Genomic DNA, 15,568 nt, shown 5'->3' on the forward strand with positions numbered 1-15,568 from the left:
AGCGAGTGACCGCAACACCCGAGGTCCTCTGCGATCAAGCTTCCCGCCACGGCCCGGCTCCGCTGGGCAGTCGGCGGACGGCCTTGCAGGCCGCGCCGGGCCAGTGGCCCGGCCGCTCGGCAGGCGCCGACGGTCCACTGGACCGTCCGCGTCCCGCCGAGCCCCCTTGGGGGGTAGCGAGCGCTAGCGAGCTTGGGGGGCTCACCTTCCTGGCTCACGGATACAGCCCGCGTTCCTCGCGCGCCATCAGGATGCGCTCGCAGGCCACCGCGAAGGTGGCGGTGCGCAGCGTGATCTGGTGGCGGTCGGCGGTGTCCCAGATGCGCTTCAGCGCGCCGATCATGATCTTCTCGAGGCGCACGTTGATCTCGTCTTCGGTCCAGAAGAACGAGCTGAAGTCCTGCACCCACTCGAAGTAGCTGACGGTCACGCCGCCGGCGTTGCAGATCACGTCGGGCACGACGAGCACGCCGCGCTCGGCGAGGATGTCGTCGGCGTCGGGCAGCGTCGGGCCGTTGGCGCCTTCGAGCACGATGCGGGCCTTCAGGCGCTGCGCGCGCGCGGCGGTGATCTGGCCTTCCAGCGCCGCCGGCACGAGGATGTCGCAGGCCACGTCCCAGAAGCTCTCGCCGTCGGCCGCTTCGCCGCCGCGGAAGCCGCCGACACCGCCGGTGGCCTTCACGTGCGCCGTCAGGTCGGCGATGTCCAGGCCGTGGTCGTTGACGACGGTGCCGGTGTGGTCCTGCGCCGCGACGATGCGGCCGCCGGCCTGGGCGAAGAGCTCCGCCGCCGACGAGCCGACGTTGCCGAAGCCCTGCACGGCGACACGCGCGCCGTTCAGGTCCAGCCCGATGCGGCGGGCCGCTTCGCGCCCGGTGACGAAGACGCCGCGGCCGGTGGCCTTGACGCGCCCCAGCGAACCGCCGAGGTGGATCGGCTTGCCGGTGACGACGCCGGTCGCGGTGGCGCCGGTGTTCATCGAGTACGTGTCCATCATCCACGCCATGATCTGCGGGTTGGTGTTCACGTCCGGCGCCGGGATGTCCTGCTGCGGCCCGATGATCAGCCCGATCTCGCTGGTGTAGCGCCGCGTCATGCGCTCCAGCTCCTTGTGCGTCAGCTGCTTCGGGTCGACGCGGATGCCGCCCTTCGCGCCGCCGTAGGGCAGGTTGACGGCGGCGTTCTTGATGCTCATCCACGCCGACAGCGCCATCACTTCCTCGAGCGTGACGTCGGGGTGGTAGCGCACGCCGCCCTTGCCGGGGCCGCGCGACATGTTGTGCTGCACGCGGTAGCCCTCGAAGTGCTCGATGCGGCCGTCGTCCATCTCGATCGGGATGTCGACGATCAGCGCACGTTTCGGGCGCTTCAGCGTCTCGACCCAGCGCGCGAGGTGGCCGAGGTAGGGCACGACGCGGTCGACCTGCGCGAGGTAGGTGCCCCAGGGGCTGTGCGGTGTCGGGTGGACGAAGGAAAGCGGTTGCGGCATCGGTTCTTCCTGGTGGGAGAGGGCGGGCGGCCGGCGGTCTCGTGGACCGGGGCGCGCGGTGAGGGGCACTGTAGGCCGCGGGCCGCGGCGCGGGATTGGCGCCGACCCTGGTTTTGCATGCATATTTCGCATGGCTTCAGGCCTGGGCAGGCGCGCGCGACAATCGCGCCATGACCCTCACCGAGCTCAAGTACATCGTCGCGGTCGCGCGCGAACGGCACTTCGGCCGCGCCGCCGAGGCCTGCTTCGTGTCGCAGCCGACGCTCAGCGTCGCGATCAAGAAGCTGGAGGAGGAGCTCGACGTCAAGCTCTTCGAGCGCGGTGCCAGCGAGGTCAGCGTCACGCCGCTGGGCGACGAGATCGTGCGCCAGGCGCAGCAGGTCATCGAGCAGGCGCAGGCGATCCGCGAGATCGCCAAACGCGGCAAGGACCCGGTGTCGGGCCCGCTGCGCCTGGGCGTCATCTACACGATCGGGCCCTACCTGCTGCCCGACCTGGTGCGCAGCGCGATCGAGCACGTGCCGCAGATGCCGCTGATGATCCAGGAGAACTTCACCGCCAAGCTGCTGGAGTCGCTGCGCACCGGCGAGCTCGACTGCGCGATCATGGCCGAGCCCTTTCCGGACACCGGCATGGCGGTGGCGCCGCTGTACGACGAGCCCTTTCTCGCCGCGGTGCCGCGCAGCCACCCGCTGGCCGCGCGCGACAGCGTCAGCGCCGAGGAGCTGAAGGCCGAGACCATGCTGCTGCTGGGCACCGGCCACTGCTTCCGCGACCACGTGCTCGAGGTCTGCCCGGAGTACGCGCGTTTCTCCAGCGACGCCGAGGGCATCCGCAAGAGCTTCGAGGGCTCGTCGCTGGAGACGATCAAGTACATGGTCGCCGCCGGCATGGGCGTCACCGTCGTGCCGCGGCTGTCGTTGCCCGCCGAGGCCGACAAGCACGTGGCCTACATCCCGTTCACCGAGCCGGTGCCGACGCGGCGCGTGGTGCTGGTCTGGCGCCGCACCTTCACGCGCTACGAGGCGATTGCCGCGCTGCGCAACGCGATCTACGCCTGCGAGCTGCCGGGCGTGCGCCGCCTGACGGCCTGATCGAGCGATCGTCTGACGCCGGGCGCCCGCGCCGCGCGGGCGCGCTTTGCGTGAATTTGAGCGATTTGTCCGCCAGTCGCCCCGCTTATGACGCGGCACGCGGCGAGCCGTCCTCCTACAGTCTTCGACAAACGACGCCCCGCGGCGGCGCAGTGTGCCGCGTACGTCCCGAATCGACAGAGAGGACCGTCCTGCCATGCGCGTCAACCTGCCCGTCACGCAGAAGGAATACGACTATCCGGCCGATGCGCTGATCGTCTCGACCACCGACGCTCAGGGCCGCATCACGCACTGCAACAGCACCTTCGTCGAGGTCAGCGGCTACGACTACGAGGAGCTGATCGGCCAGCCGCACAACCTGATCCGCCATCCCGACGTGCCGCCCGAGGCCTTCAAGGACCTGTGGCAGACCATCGGCCGCGGCCGTCCCTGGACCGGCATCGTCAAGAACCGGCGCCGCAACGGCGACCACTACTGGGTGCGCGCCAACGTCACGCCGGTGATGGAGGGCGGCAAGCCGGTGGCCTACCTGTCGGTGCGGCTCAAGCCCACGCGCGAGGAGATCCAGGCCGCCGAAGCGCTGTACACGAAGATCGCCGCCGAACGCGAGTCGGGCCGCGCCACCTTGCGCCTGCATGCTGGCCGGGTGCGCTACCTGGGCTGGCGTGACCTGCCCGGGCGTGTGCACCGCATGTCGCTGACGGCACGCCTGGCCGCGGTGATGGGGGTCCAGCTGGCGCTGACGCTGGGCGTGGCCTCGGTCGCGCCGCTGCCGGTGGCCGCCGCCGTCGGCCTGGCTGGCGTCGTGCTGGCGGCGTATGGGTTTCGCCGCCACATCCAGCATCGCCTCGACGAAGCCGAACGTTTTGCGCAGGAGCTCGCCGGCTGCGACCTGACGACCTCGATCACGCACGTGCACCCGCACCCGGTCAGCGGGCTGACGCGGGCGCTGATGCAGATCCAGCTGAACCTGCGTGCGGCGATCAGCGACGCCCGCCAGGAGGTGGCCGGCACGGCGAGCGCCACCGCCGGCATCGCACGCGGCAGCGAGGACCTGTCCAAGCGCACCGAGGCCCAGCACGACGCGCTGCAGAAGACCGCCTCGTCGATGGAGCAGATCGCCGGCACGGTGCGCCACGCGGCGGCGACCGCCGGCGAGGTGCTGCGCCAGAGCCTGCAGACGGCCGCCGTGGCCACCGACGGCGGCCAGGCGATGGAGCGTGTCGGCGCCACGATCCAGGCCATCGAGCACTCGTCGCGCAAGGTGACCGAGATCGTCCAGATCATCGAGGGCATCGCGTTCCAGACCAACCTGCTGGCGCTCAACGCCGCGGTGGAGGCGGCGCGTGCCGGCGAGCAGGGCCGCGGCTTCGCCGTCGTCGCCGCCGAGGTGCGGGCGCTGGCGCAGCGCAGCGCCAAGGCGGCGCAGGACGTGCGCGGGCTGATCATGGCGTCGGTCGAGCAGGTCGCCGACAGCACGCGCCAGATGGACGAGGCCAACGACACGATCGGCCGCACCGTCGGCGAGGTGCAGCGCGTCGGCGAGATGATCCAGCAGATCACGCGGGCCGCCGAGGAGCAGTCGGCCGGCATCGAGCAGGTCAACGGCGCGGTCAACGAGCTCGGCCGCATGACCGAGGCCAACGCCGAACTGGTGCAGCAGACCGCCAGCGCGGTGCAGGCGCTGTACCAGCGCACCGAGACGCTGAAGCGCTCGGTGCAGCTGTTCCGCCTGTAGCGGCGCCCGGCGGCGCTATCGCCGCCTTCGAGACGATCAACTGGCCGGCGGCCGCCGCGGCCCGTACGCTGACACCCGCTCCGGTTATCCGGACGCGGCAAGGAGTACGAGATGAACACGATGAAGCGGCTGCGCAAGGGCCTGGGCGGTGCGATCGTCGCTTTCGGGCTGGCCGTGCTGGCCGGCGGGATCTGGCCCGTGGCCTGAGAGTTCCCGCGTGTTGACCGGGTCGAAACCGGGCCGTCGCGCGGCTTGGGTAGAGTCCGCAGGGAACCCGTCCCCTTCAGGAGAGAGCGAATGGCGAAGAAAAAAGCTGCCGGCGGCGCGCCGGCGATCAACATCGGCATCAGCGACAAGGACCGAGCGGCGATCACCGCCGGCCTCAGCAAGCTGCTGGCCGACACCTACACGCTGTACCTGACCACGCACAACTTCCACTGGAACGTCACGGGGCCGATGTTCAACACGCTCCACACGATGTTCATGACGCAGTACACGGAGCTGTGGAACGCGGTCGACCCGATCGCCGAGCGCATCCGCTCGCTGGGCCACCCGGCGCCGGGCTCGTACGCGCAGTTCGGCGCGCTGGCCTCGGTGGCCGACGCCCCGGCCACGCCGCCGAAGGCGCTGGAGATGGTCAAGATCCTCGTCGAGGGCCACGAGGCCGTGGCGCGCACCGCACGCAGCATCTTCCCGCTGGCCGACGCCGCCGGCGACGAGCCGACCGCCGACCTGCTGACGCAGCGCCTGACGGTGCACGAGCAGACGGCCTGGATGCTGCGCTCGCTGCTCGAGGAGTAAGTCCTCCCGCCCCGCGCTGCAGCGCGGGGCATGGCAGTTGCTGGGCGCAGACACGCCCAGGCTGCCAGGCCACGGCCGCCCGGCGGCACGGTCGGAGGGGCGCAACGCCAGGACGGGGTCACGCCAGGACGGGGTCAGGTCTCACGAGACCTGACCCCGGGCTTCCGGGCTTCGGAATCTGCAAACGGCAAGACCTGACCCCGCCAGAGCACGCCCCGGCCGCCGTCTTTCGCGCCGGTGGTCGCGAGAAGACGGGGTCAGGTCTCACGAGACCTGACCCCGGGCGGCGCAGCCGGCCGACGATAATTCGCGGTTCCGCCCGTAGAGCCGCCCCATGTCCTCCGACACCGCCTCCCGCATCGAGTCCGAAGTGCGCCGCCGTCGCACCTTCGCGATCATCAGCCACCCCGACGCGGGCAAGACCACGCTGACCGAGAAGCTGCTGCTGTTCTCGGGCGCGATCCAGATCGCCGGCTCGGTGAAGGCGCGCAAAGCCAGCCGCCACGCCACGTCCGACTGGATGGAGATCGAGAAGCAGCGCGGCATCTCGGTGGCCTCGTCGGTGATGCAGATGGAGTACCGCGACTGCGTCATCAACCTGCTCGACACCCCGGGCCACCAGGACTTCTCCGAAGACACCTACCGCGTGCTGACCGCGGTCGACGCGGCGCTGATGGTCATCGACGCGGCCAACGGCGTCGAGCCGCAGACGCGCCGCCTGCTGCAGGTCTGCCGCGCGCGCAACACGCCGATCCTCACCTTCGTCAACAAGATGGACCGCGAGGTCCGGCAGCCGCTGGACCTGATGGACGAGATCGAGCGCGAACTCGGCATGAGCGTCGTGCCCTTCACCTGGCCGGTGGGCATGGGCAAGTTCTTCGGCGGCGTGCTCGACCTCGGCAAGGACCAGATGCGTGTCTTCTCGCCCGGCGAGGAGCGTGCGACGCACGACGACGAGATCATCGAGGGCCTGGCCAACCCGGTGCTCGAGGAGCGTTTCGGCAGCCCCTACATGGAGGCGGCCAGCGAGGTCGAGCTGGTGCGCGAGGCGGCGCCGGGCTTCGACGAGGCCGAGTTCCTGGCCGGCCGCCAGACGCCGATGTTCTTCGGCTCGGCGATCAACAACTTCGGCGTGCGCGAGGTGCTGGACGCACTCGTCGACATGGCGCCGGCCCCGGGCCCGCGCCCGGCGCTGCAGCGCGAGGTGCAGCCGGGCGAGCCCAAGTTCACCGGCGTCGTCTTCAAGATCCAGGCCAACATGGACCCGGCGCACCGCGACCGCATCGCCTTCCTGCGTGTGGCCAGCGGCCACTTCGAACGCGGCATGCGGCTGAAGGTCGTGCGCTCGGGCAAGGAGCTGCGGCCGAACACGGTGGTGAGCTTCCTGTCGCAGCGCCGCGAGCTGCTCGAGGAGGCTTTCGGCGGCGACATCATCGGCATCCCGAACCACGGCGTGCTGCAGCTCGGCGACACGCTGACCGAAGGCGAGAGCCTGCAGTTCACCGGCCTGCCGTTCTTCGCGCCGGAAATGTTCCGCGCCGTCGAAGTGGCCGACCCGCTGCGCACCAAGCAGCTGCGCGCCGGCCTGACCCAGCTCGGCGAGGAAGGCGCGATCCAGGTCTTCCGCCCGGTCGCCGGCAGCGTGCTGCTGCTGGGCGCCGTCGGCCAGCTGCAGTTCGAAGTCGTCGCCCACCGCCTGGAGCACGAGTACGGCGTGAAGGCGCGCATCATGCCGGCGCGCTACAACGTCGCGCGCTGGGTCACCTGCGACGAGGCCGACGGCGGCGAGCGTGAGCTCAAGCGCTTCATCGACGGCAACTCGCACCGCGTCGCGCTCGACGCCGTCGACGCGCCCTGCGTGCTGCTCGAATACGCCGGCGAACTGCGGGCGATGCAGGAGAACTGGCCGAAGATCAAGTTCCACGCGCTGCGCGAGCACGCGGGGCTGGTGTTCCAGAAGCAGCTCGAGGGTTGAGACGGGCGGCGCGGCAGCTTCCGCGCCGCCCTGGTGGCCTACCTGGATGCCGGCGACGGCGCCGCGCCGCCTTCGGCCTACGAACTGGGCGCCGAGATCTTCGGGCGCTACGAAGGTCCTGACGACATGGCGGGCCTGCACCGGCAGCACGCCGCCGAGGTCTGGGCCGGCAAGCGGCCGGGTCTCGATGCCGGCGTCAGAGCCGGCCGTCGCCGCCCCGGCGGCGATCGCCGTCGAAGAACCGCTGCCGGCGCCGCTGCGGCCGCATCGTGGCCCGGTGCTCGTCGACAGCGGGCCGCTGCTGGCGCTGATGAACCGTCACGACGCCTGGCATGTCCGGACGCGGGACTGGCTGGCCGCCAACCGGCAGGCCCGGCTGAAGATCCGCCATCTGTTGTCGGTGGACACCGACTTCGACGTCTACCGCGACCGCAGCGGGCGCGCGCTGATCAACCTCCTGGTGGTTTAGCGGCGCTCGCCATTGCGCCATGCCGCGCCGGTGGGCGGGCGCGCCAGCATCGCCTGGGGGCGTGCACCGGCCGGCATTGGCTGCACGGCCGTGGCCGGCGTCGGTCAGGCGCCTGCGGCCGATCCGGGCGGACCAGCACGCCGTGCGCGGCGCGATCGGAAAGTCCGTTCGATCGTGTAGTACGACAGCGCCGCGCAGGTGATCGCGGCGCCGCCGGCCGCGAGGAACGTGATGCTCCAGTGCAGGCCCTCGTTGCGCATCCAGTAGACGAATGGGTAGTGCCACAGATAGATGCCGTAGGACATGCGTCCCAGCCAGGTCAGCGGCCCGGACGCAAAGACCTTCAGGTGTTGCGCTCCGAGGATGATCAGTGCGGCAGACAGCTCCGCGGCGAGCGCGATCTCCATCAGGCTGTCGCGCCCGTACCAGTGCGCGGAGTGCACGCACCAGGCGAAGATCGCCCAGCCGGCGAGCGCCGCCGTGCCGCCGAACTGCGGCTTCCAGAGGGCGCACGCGGCCCCGAGTACCAGGCCCGACAGGCGGGTGTCGAAACGGTAGTAGGTCTGCAGCCAGTCGCCTTCTCCGAGCACGTTCCAGCGCCATGCCGTCGCCGCGACGAACAGCAGTGCTAGGCTGGCGATCCGAAGGCGCGGGGCGAGCTTCAGGATGCCGACGAGCAGCAGCGGCCACACGAGATAAAAGTGCTCCTCGGCCGCCAGGCTCCAGGTGTGCTGGAGGACCACCGGCACGCGCCAGAAGGCCCGTCCGTAGTCCGAAAGGTAGAGCGTCGTGACGATCGCGTCTCTGACGTGGTTGACCCGGTTCCCGAACACCGTTTCGGCCACGAGCAGGTAGGTGCCGACGAAGAGCAGCAGCGCCGGATACAGGCGGCGCAGGCGACGAAGGTAGAACGAGCCGATGGAGATCGAACCGCGATGCCGGTGCTCTTCGGCCAGGATCCGGGTGATCAGGTACCCGGACAGGACGAAGAAGAGATCGACGCCGAGGAAACCGCCGTTGAACCCCGGCACGCGGGCGTGGAAGGCCAGCACCACCAGCACCGCAATGGCACGTACTCCATCGAGCGCCGGAACGTATTGCATGCACTAGCCTGTTGGTCTTGCCGGCATTCTGCAGGGATGCCATCGCAGTGCCTTCTGGTCCGGGGGCCCTTGCCGCGAGGTTCTACCGCTTCGAGAGGGATGCGGTCCCGGCTGCCGGCGGCGGTGACGACCCCGGGTGACCCGTCACCCGCGAGCCCGCCCCATCGCCGTCGCGGCCAGGCCCGCCGCTCGCCGGATAATCGCTGCCGTGATCGCCGCGCGCCGCTTCCATCTCTACCTGGACCTGATCCGCTGGGACCGCCCGGCCGGCTGGCTGCTGCTGCTGTGGCCGACGCTGGCCGCGCTGTGGATCGCCGCCGACGGCTTCCCCGGTCTGCACCTGATCGCCGTCTTCACGCTGGGCACGGTGCTGATGCGCAGCGCCGGCTGCTGCATCAACGACGTCGCCGACCGCGAGTTCGACCGCCACGTCAAGCGCACGGCGCAGCGTCCGATCACCAGCGGCGCGCTCGGTGTGCCCGACGCGCTGGGCGTCGGCGCGGCGCTGGCCTTCGTCTCGTTCCTGCTGGTGCTGACGACCAACCCGCCGACGATCCTGCTGTCGTTCTTCGGCCTGGCGGTGACGCTGGTCTACCCCTACGCCAAACGTTTCGTCTCCATGCCGCAGGCGGTGCTGGGCGTGGCCTTCAGCTTCGGCATCCCGATGGCCTTCGCCGCGGCGCAGGGCGGTCAGGAGTGGACCTTCGCCGCGGTGCCGCCGCAGGCCTGGTGGCTGCTGGTCGGCAACCTGTTCTGGGTGCTGGCCTACGACACCGAGTACGCGATGGTCGACCGCGACGACGACCTGAAGATCGGCATCAAGACCTCGGCGATCACGCTCGGCCGCTTCGACGTCGCCGGCATCATGGCCTTCTACGGCCTGTTCCTCGCGATCTGGGCCGTCGTCGGCGTGTCGCTCGGCCTGGGCGCATGGTTCCTGCTCGGCATCGCCGCCGCCGCGGCGCAGGCGCTGTGGCACTGGTCGCTGATCCGCGACCGCGGCCGCGAAGGCTGCTTCCGCGCCTTCCGCGTCAACCACTGGGTGGGTTTGGCGGTCTTCGCCGGGGTCGTCGTCGACCTGGCGATGCGCTGAGCGGGCCGGCCCGCCGCGCACCGCCGGCGTCAGACCAGGCGCGCCGAGCGCACGATCGCTTCGACCTCGGGCAGCCCGCGCGGGAAGAAACCCAGGCGTGGCGCCGCGAAGGCCAGCGCGAACAGCTCGCCGTTCTTCACCGCGAACCAGGTGACTCCGCGCACGACCACCTCGTCGCCCTTGCGCACGCTGGTGTACTCGAAGCGCACGCCGGGCTGTCCGGCGAAGCTCGCGGGCTCCATCTTGTCGAGCGTGAAGCTCGAGCCGTCGCGCGAGACCATCGACTCGAACAGCCCGACGATGTCCTGGGGCGCCATACCGGCGGTGTAGGCCAGGGGCTTGGCGCCGTCCTTGTTGCGCGGCGTCGGTGCCAGCAGGTCGCCGCTCTTGAGGCCGACGTAGAAGCGAAGCGTGTCCAGCGCGAAGCCGTCGCGCGTCCAGACCGGGTGCTGATTGCCCTCGGCGGAGCTGTCGAAACGGTTCCAGGCTCTGCCCGCCGTCACGGCGAGGCGGTTCTTGATCACGGTCTCGCCGGGAGCCACCTCGACGAATGCCGGGCCCGCGCAGCCGGCCAGCAGCGCGCCGAGCGCGAGGATCGCGCCTCGGCGCGTGGCGATGGGAGTCATGACGGGAGTTCCTCCAGGGTCTGTCGGATGAAGGCGGCGTCGGGTGCCTCGGGTGCACGCTCCAGGTAACGCTGCAGCGCCTGGCGTGCGGCATCGTGGCGTTCCTGCGTACGGTGCAGCGTGCCGAGCGATCGATGCGCGACGGCCGGCTCGCGACCGCTGCGCACCGACTGCTCGAGATCCGCCAGCGCCAGGTCGAGGTCGCCGTCGCGGTTGCGCAGGCGGCGCGCTTCGCCGCGGAAGTACAGCAGTTCGGGGTCTCCCGGTTCGCTCGCCAAGCGGCGGTCGAGCAGCACGATCGACTCGTCGAAGCGCCGGCGCCGCAGCTCGTCCTCGAGCAACGAGAAGCGCCAGGGCGCGATCAGCGCGCGGAACTCGGCTTCGCGTGTTTCGCCGCGGGAGTCTTGCTGCGTCAGCGCTTGCAGCGCGGCACGGCGCTCGTCGTTGGCCGGGTGGGTGGCGAACAGCGCGTTCTGGGCCGGATCCTCGACGCCGGCGGCCTTCAGTTCGGCCAGCAGGTTGCCCCAGATCTTCGACGCCTCGCCGGTCTCGTAACCGGCGCGGCGCATCAGCTCGACGCCGATGCGGTCGGCCTCGCGTTCGTGCTCCCGCGAGAACGCATAGGCGCCGCCCACCGTCGCCAGTGCGCCGACGGCACCGACGAGGCCGAAGACCGCCAGAAAAGTGCCGAGCGCGCTGCGCGACTTGGCATCACGCAGCTGGGCCACGGAGTGACGTTCGAGGTAGTGGCCGATCTCGTGTCCCAGCACGGCGGCGAGCTGGGCCTCGTTGTCCACGCGCAGCAGCAGACCACTCCAGATCTGCATCATCCCGTTGGGCGCCATGCTGGCGTTGAACATCGGCACGCGCAGCGCGTAGACGCGCATGTCCGCCGCGTGTTCACCCGCCAGCCGGCCGACGACACCCTCCAGATAGGCCTGCAGTCCGTCGTCACGCATGCGCAGCGGGCTGCGGCGCACGCGCGTCTCCTCGCGGTCCAGCAGCGCCCACAGCCCGCCTTCGTCTGACGCCGGGTCGGGGCGCCCCAGCCGGTTGGGCGGCATCCAGTCGGCCGCAAGCGCGGCGCCGGACAGCAGCATGCAGTGGGCGCAACCCCACTTCAGCCAGGCGCGGCGCTTCATGGCGCGACGGGCAGGTTCCCCAGCAGCTCCGCGACCGTCTCGGTGGCCGAATCGATCTCGCGCAGATCGCCGGTCATGCGCACCAAGGGGTTGAACCAGACCACCTGTCCGCTCTCCAGGTCGACCAGCGAGGCGTAGCCGACCTGCGCCCCAGGCATCAGCGCGAAGCCGAACAGCGCCAGACCGATCATCGCGGCCTTGCGCTCCGCACTGGCATAACTGTCGCGCACGAAGACGAAGAGTCCGTAGCGTTGGCCGCCCTGCTGGGCGATCGGCCGCACCGAGTCACCGAGCGACCAGTCGAGCTTGTCGTGTTTGGTCGGCAGCGGCAGGGTGCGCTGTCCGGCATGGTGCACCCAGATCGCCGACGCCACCGCGTTCTGGAGGCCGATCGGCTCGGCGAATTCGTCGGCCTGGCGCTCGTCGAAGAAGTCGGCGGCCAGGCCCAGCGTGCGGGTGCGCTGCGCCAGGGCCGCCTTCATGTGCTCCCGGGCCGCCATCGTCCAGTCGGCGCGCGGTTCGGACACACCGCCGGCGCTCAGCGAGAACAGCTCGATGTCGGGAGGCATGACGGCGACGCGGTCCTGGGCCTTCAGGCCGGCGAAGCCCGGCGCGACGTGGCGGGTGTCGAAGGCGCGGGCTGGCGGCGCCGCTTTCGTTGCCGTCTTCTTCGCTGTCGGCGCCGGCGGCGCCGAAGACGACGGCTCGGCAGCCGATGCCGCCGCGGCCAAGAGACATGCCATCACGCAGGCGATCGCTCTGCGTCCGCTGGCTGCTGGATTCATGATCCCCCCGTCGAGCCTGTCGAGCGGCCCGTAACCGCGAGTTATAGCCCGCTCGGGTGCCCGTGCCTTGCGGCAGAGCAGCCCCTTGTCCGGGGGGGCTCAGCCGCCGAACTCGTCCCCCAGCTCCCGCGCGCGTTCGCGCGCCCGGCCGATCGCGCGCACGACGGCCGCGCCGACGCCGTCGGCTTCCATCGACGTGATCGCCGCGTAGGTCGTGCCGCCCTTGGACGTGACCTGGGCGCGCAGCTCGGCCGGCGGCAGCGGCGAGGCCTCGGCCAGCGCCGTCGCGCCGTCGAAGGTGGCCAGCGCCAGCGCACGCGCCTGGGCCTCGGGCAGGCCCATCTCGACGCCGGCCTTCATCATCGCCTCGAGCACGTAGAAGACGTAGGCCGGGCCCGAGCCCGACAGCGCCGTCACCGCGTCGAGGTCGGCTTCGCGTTCGACCCAGACGGTGCGCCCGGTCGGCGCCAGCAGCGCCTCGACGGCGCCGCGTTCGTCCGGCGTCACCGCGTCGCGTGCGTAGAGCCCGGCGACGCCGCGGCCGATCAGCGCCGGGGTGTTGGGCATCGCGCGCACGACACGCTGGCTGCCGCTGGCGCGCGCGATCGCGTCGCTGCGCACCCCGGCCATCACGCTGAGCTGCAGCGCGCCGCCGACGTGCGCCGCGCAGGGCGCCGCCGCGTCGCGGAACAGCTGCGGCTTGACCGCCCAGACGACGATGCCGGCCGAAGCCAGCGCCGGCCCGGCCTCGGCCAGCGGCGCGAGGCCGAACTCGCGCTGCAGCCGCTCGCGTTGCGCCGCAAAAGGCTCGACGACGAGGATGGACGCCGGCGCACGGCCGCTCTTCAGCAGCCCGCCGATCAAGGCGCCGGCCATGTTGCCGCCGCCGATGAAGGCGATGTTCGAGGGGTTCATTCGGTCAGTTTAGCCATCGTCGCCTGCTAGCCGCAGAGCCGGGGGGCGGTCAGCGAGCCGGCTTCGATGCCCGGCGAACGCGAGCAAGCTTCCCGCCACGGATCCGGCTTCGCCGGTCCGTCGGCGGACGGCCTTGCAGGCCGCGCCGGGGCAGTGCCCCGGCCGCTCGGCGGGCGCAGCCGGTCCACTGGACCGTCCGCGTCCAGCCGAGCCCCCTCGGGGGTAGCGAGCGAACGCGAGCTTGGGGGCTCCAGCTCTTCAGGCCTTGAGGAACTCGGCCTTGCCGCCGAGCCAACGTTGGACGTGGGCCTTGGCTGCCGCAGGCTGCTCGCGCAGCAGCTTCGGCGCCAGCTCGCGCGCGCGTTCCAGCAGCGCGTCGTCTTCGGCCAGGTCGGCGAAACGCAGCAGCGCGTCGCCGCTCTGGCGCGAGCCCATGAACTCGCCGGGGCCGCGGATGTCGAGGTCGCGGCGCGCGATCTCGAAGCCGTCGGTGGTCTCGGCCATCGCGCGCAGCCGCGCCTTGCCGGTGGGCGACAGCGGCGCCGTGTAGAGCAGCACGCAGACGCTGGCCACCGCGCCGCGGCCGACACGCCCGCGCAGCTGGTGCAGCTGCGCCAGGCCGAAACGTTCGGCGTGCTCGATGACCATCAGGCTGGCGTTGGGCACGTCGACGCCGACCTCGATGACGGTGGTGGCCACCAGCAGCTGCATGCGCCCGGCCGAGAACTCGGCCATGGTCGCGGCCTTGTCGGCGGCGGCCATGCGGCCGTGCAGCAGGCCGACCGACACGCCGGGCAGCGCCTCGCTCAGCTGGGCATGCGTGGCCGTCGCGTTCTGCAGGTCGATGTGCTCGCTCTCCTCGACCAGCGGGCAGACCCAGTAGACCTGGCGCCCGCGTGCGACCTCGTCGCGGATCTTCTCGACGACCATCTCGCGTTTGTCGTCGGCGAAGACCTTGGTGACGACCGGCGTGCGCCCGGGCGGCAGCTCGTCGATCGTGCTGACGGCCAGGTCGGCGAAGTAGGTCATCGCCAGCGTGCGCGGGATCGGCGTGGCGCTCATCATCAAGAGGTGCGGCTCCAGCGCCTGCAGCTCCAGCTTGCGCCGCAGCGCCAGGCGCTGGGCGACGCCGAAACGGTGCTGCTCGTCGACGACGGCCAGCCCCAGGCGCGCGAAGACCACGTCCTCCTGGATCACCGCATGCGTGCCGACGACCAGCGCCGCCTGGCCCGAGGCGATCTTCGCCAGCATCGCGGCTCGCTGCTTGCCCTTGCGGCTGCCGGTCAGCCAGGCGACCTCCAGCCCCAGCGGCAGCAGCCAGTCGACGAGCTTCTTGAAGTGCTGCTCGGCGAGGATCTCGGTCGGCGCCATCAGCGCGCACTGCCAGCCCGAACCGATCGCGGTGGCCGCGGCCAGCGCCGCGACGACGGTCTTGCCCGAGCCGACGTCGCCTTGCAGCAGCCGGTGCATCGGCTGCGCCAGCGCCAGGTCGGCGGCTATCTCGGCGACGACACGCTCCTGCGCCGCGGTCAGCGTGAACGGCAGCACGGTGCGCAGCCGTGCCGGCAGCGTGCTGTCGCGCAGCGCCGGCGCGGCCAGGCGCGAACGTTCCAGCCGCGCCTGCAGCTGCGACAGCTGCTGCGCCAGCAGCTCGTCGAACTTCAGCCGCTGCCAGGCCGGGTGGCTGTGGTCTTCGAGCGCGCCCATCGCGATGCCCGGCGGCGGGTGGTGCAGCAGGCGCAGCGCCTCGCGCAGCGGCGGCAGCCCCGGTGGCACGACGCCGGGCGGCAGCACTTCGTCGAGCGGCGCGCGCGACAGGCCGGCGGCCACGGCCTTGCGCAGATAGGCCTGCGGCAGCTGCGCGCTGGCCGGGTAGACCGGCGTCAGCGAGGCCGCCAGCGGCGTGTGCTCGTCGACGCGCTTGACCGTCGGGTGCACCATTTCGCGGCCGAGGAAACCGACACGCACCTCGCCGCGCACGCGCACCCGGCTGCCGACCGCCAGCTGCTTCTGCGTCGACGGGTAGAAGTGCAGGAAACGCAGCGTCAGCTCGCCGCTGTCGTCGGCCAGGCGCACGACGAGCTGGCGGCGCGAGCGGATCTCGACCTGGCAGCTGCGCACCACGCCCTCGACCTGCGCCGTGTCGCCGTCGTGCAGCGCGGCGACGGGCTCGATGCGCGTCTCGTCCTCGTAGCGCATCGGCAGGTGCAGCGCGAGGTCGATGTCGCGCAGCAGGCCCAGGCGTTCCATCGCGCGCTGCGGGGCCGATTTCGTGCTCTGGCGTGCGGTTTCCGGCATGGCGCGAGATTGTCGCCGCCGAGGGCATGGAACAATCGCC

General features: G+C 71.2%; 14 protein-coding genes. 7 read left to right on the forward strand and 7 right to left on the reverse strand.

Annotated features, from left to right (window positions below; genetic code table 11):
- Positions 1–214: 214 nt before the first annotated feature.
- Positions 215–1,489 (reverse strand): Glu/Leu/Phe/Val family dehydrogenase, encoded by a 1,275-nt coding sequence (locus RBXJA2T_RS05105; RefSeq protein ID WP_009856260.1) that lies wholly within the window; start codon positions 1,487–1,489, stop codon positions 215–217.
- A gap of 170 nt (positions 1,490–1,659) precedes the next feature.
- Here RBXJA2T_RS05105 and RBXJA2T_RS05110 point away from each other — a divergent pair, with 170 nt between their 5' ends.
- The 5 genes from RBXJA2T_RS05110 to RBXJA2T_RS05130 all read left to right on the forward strand — a co-directional run bounded on the left by RBXJA2T_RS05110 (position 1,660) and on the right by RBXJA2T_RS05130 (position 7,566).
- Entirely contained in the window at positions 1,660–2,583 is a 924-nt protein-coding gene (locus tag RBXJA2T_RS05110) for a LysR substrate-binding domain-containing protein (protein ID WP_009856261.1), read from the forward strand.
- A gap of 196 nt (positions 2,584–2,779) precedes the next feature.
- Positions 2,780–4,321 (forward strand): methyl-accepting chemotaxis protein, encoded by a 1,542-nt coding sequence (locus RBXJA2T_RS05115; protein ID WP_009856262.1) that lies wholly within the window; start codon positions 2,780–2,782, stop codon positions 4,319–4,321.
- Between the two features lie 297 nt (positions 4,322–4,618).
- Positions 4,619–5,122, forward strand: coding sequence for a Dps family protein (locus RBXJA2T_RS05120; protein WP_009856264.1), 504 nt, complete (start codon positions 4,619–4,621; stop codon positions 5,120–5,122).
- Positions 5,123–5,456: 334 nt separating this feature from the next.
- The gene (locus tag RBXJA2T_RS05125) at positions 5,457–7,097 is read left to right on the forward strand and encodes a peptide chain release factor 3 (RefSeq protein ID WP_009856265.1); all 1,641 of its coding nucleotides are present in this window, start codon (positions 5,457–5,459) and stop codon (positions 7,095–7,097) included.
- Positions 7,098–7,284: 187 nt separating this feature from the next.
- Positions 7,285–7,566 carry a hypothetical protein gene (locus RBXJA2T_RS05130; RefSeq protein WP_009856266.1) on the forward strand — a complete coding sequence of 94 codons (282 nt, stop codon included), beginning with the start codon at positions 7,285–7,287 and terminating at the stop codon, positions 7,564–7,566.
- A gap of 104 nt (positions 7,567–7,670) precedes the next feature.
- Here the strand turns inward: RBXJA2T_RS05130 and RBXJA2T_RS05135 are convergent, their stop codons facing one another.
- Positions 7,671–8,669, reverse strand: coding sequence for an acyltransferase family protein (locus tag RBXJA2T_RS05135; protein WP_081467591.1), 999 nt, complete (start codon positions 8,667–8,669; stop codon positions 7,671–7,673).
- Between the two features lie 208 nt (positions 8,670–8,877).
- On the opposite strand from RBXJA2T_RS05135, the gene ubiA reads away from it, so the two are divergent.
- Positions 8,878–9,762, forward strand: coding sequence for a 4-hydroxybenzoate octaprenyltransferase (gene ubiA, locus RBXJA2T_RS05140; RefSeq protein WP_009856268.1), 885 nt, complete (start codon positions 8,878–8,880; stop codon positions 9,760–9,762).
- A 29-nt stretch (positions 9,763–9,791) separates the two neighbouring features.
- Here the strand turns inward: ubiA and RBXJA2T_RS05145 are convergent, their stop codons facing one another.
- Genes RBXJA2T_RS05145 through RBXJA2T_RS05155 form a run of 3 tightly spaced genes read right to left on the reverse strand, consistent with a single transcriptional unit; the run spans position 9,792 to position 12,099 of the window.
- Positions 9,792–10,388 (reverse strand): hypothetical protein, encoded by a 597-nt coding sequence (locus tag RBXJA2T_RS05145; protein ID WP_009856269.1) that lies wholly within the window; start codon positions 10,386–10,388, stop codon positions 9,792–9,794.
- The gene (locus tag RBXJA2T_RS05150; protein WP_050801736.1) at positions 10,385–11,530 is read right to left on the reverse strand and encodes a M48 family metalloprotease; all 1,146 of its coding nucleotides are present in this window, start codon (positions 11,528–11,530) and stop codon (positions 10,385–10,387) included. The genes RBXJA2T_RS05145 and RBXJA2T_RS05150 overlap by 4 nt, the downstream gene beginning before the upstream one ends.
- The gene (locus RBXJA2T_RS05155) at positions 11,527–12,099 is read right to left on the reverse strand and encodes a hypothetical protein (protein ID WP_009856271.1); all 573 of its coding nucleotides are present in this window, start codon (positions 12,097–12,099) and stop codon (positions 11,527–11,529) included. The genes RBXJA2T_RS05150 and RBXJA2T_RS05155 overlap by 4 nt, the downstream gene beginning before the upstream one ends.
- On the opposite strand from RBXJA2T_RS05155, the gene RBXJA2T_RS19435 reads away from it, so the two are divergent.
- Entirely contained in the window at positions 12,098–12,349 is a 252-nt protein-coding gene (locus RBXJA2T_RS19435; protein WP_009856272.1) for a hypothetical protein, read from the forward strand. The genes RBXJA2T_RS05155 and RBXJA2T_RS19435 overlap by 2 nt on opposite strands.
- A 65-nt stretch (positions 12,350–12,414) precedes the next feature.
- Here the strand turns inward: RBXJA2T_RS19435 and proC are convergent, their stop codons facing one another.
- Both proC and recG read right to left on the reverse strand, forming a co-directional pair.
- Positions 12,415–13,230, reverse strand: a complete 816-nt coding sequence (gene proC, locus RBXJA2T_RS05160) for a pyrroline-5-carboxylate reductase (protein WP_009856273.1) — start codon at positions 13,228–13,230, stop codon at positions 12,415–12,417.
- Positions 13,231–13,488: 258 nt separating this feature from the next.
- Positions 13,489–15,528 carry an ATP-dependent DNA helicase RecG gene (recG, locus tag RBXJA2T_RS05165; protein ID WP_009856274.1) on the reverse strand — a complete coding sequence of 680 codons (2,040 nt, stop codon included), beginning with the start codon at positions 15,526–15,528 and terminating at the stop codon, positions 13,489–13,491.
- Positions 15,529–15,568 lie beyond the last annotated feature (40 nt).

It is taken from the genome of Rubrivivax benzoatilyticus JA2 = ATCC BAA-35, assembly GCF_000190375.1.
GTDB classification, from domain to species: Bacteria; Pseudomonadota; Gammaproteobacteria; order Burkholderiales; family Burkholderiaceae_C; genus Rubrivivax; species Rubrivivax benzoatilyticus.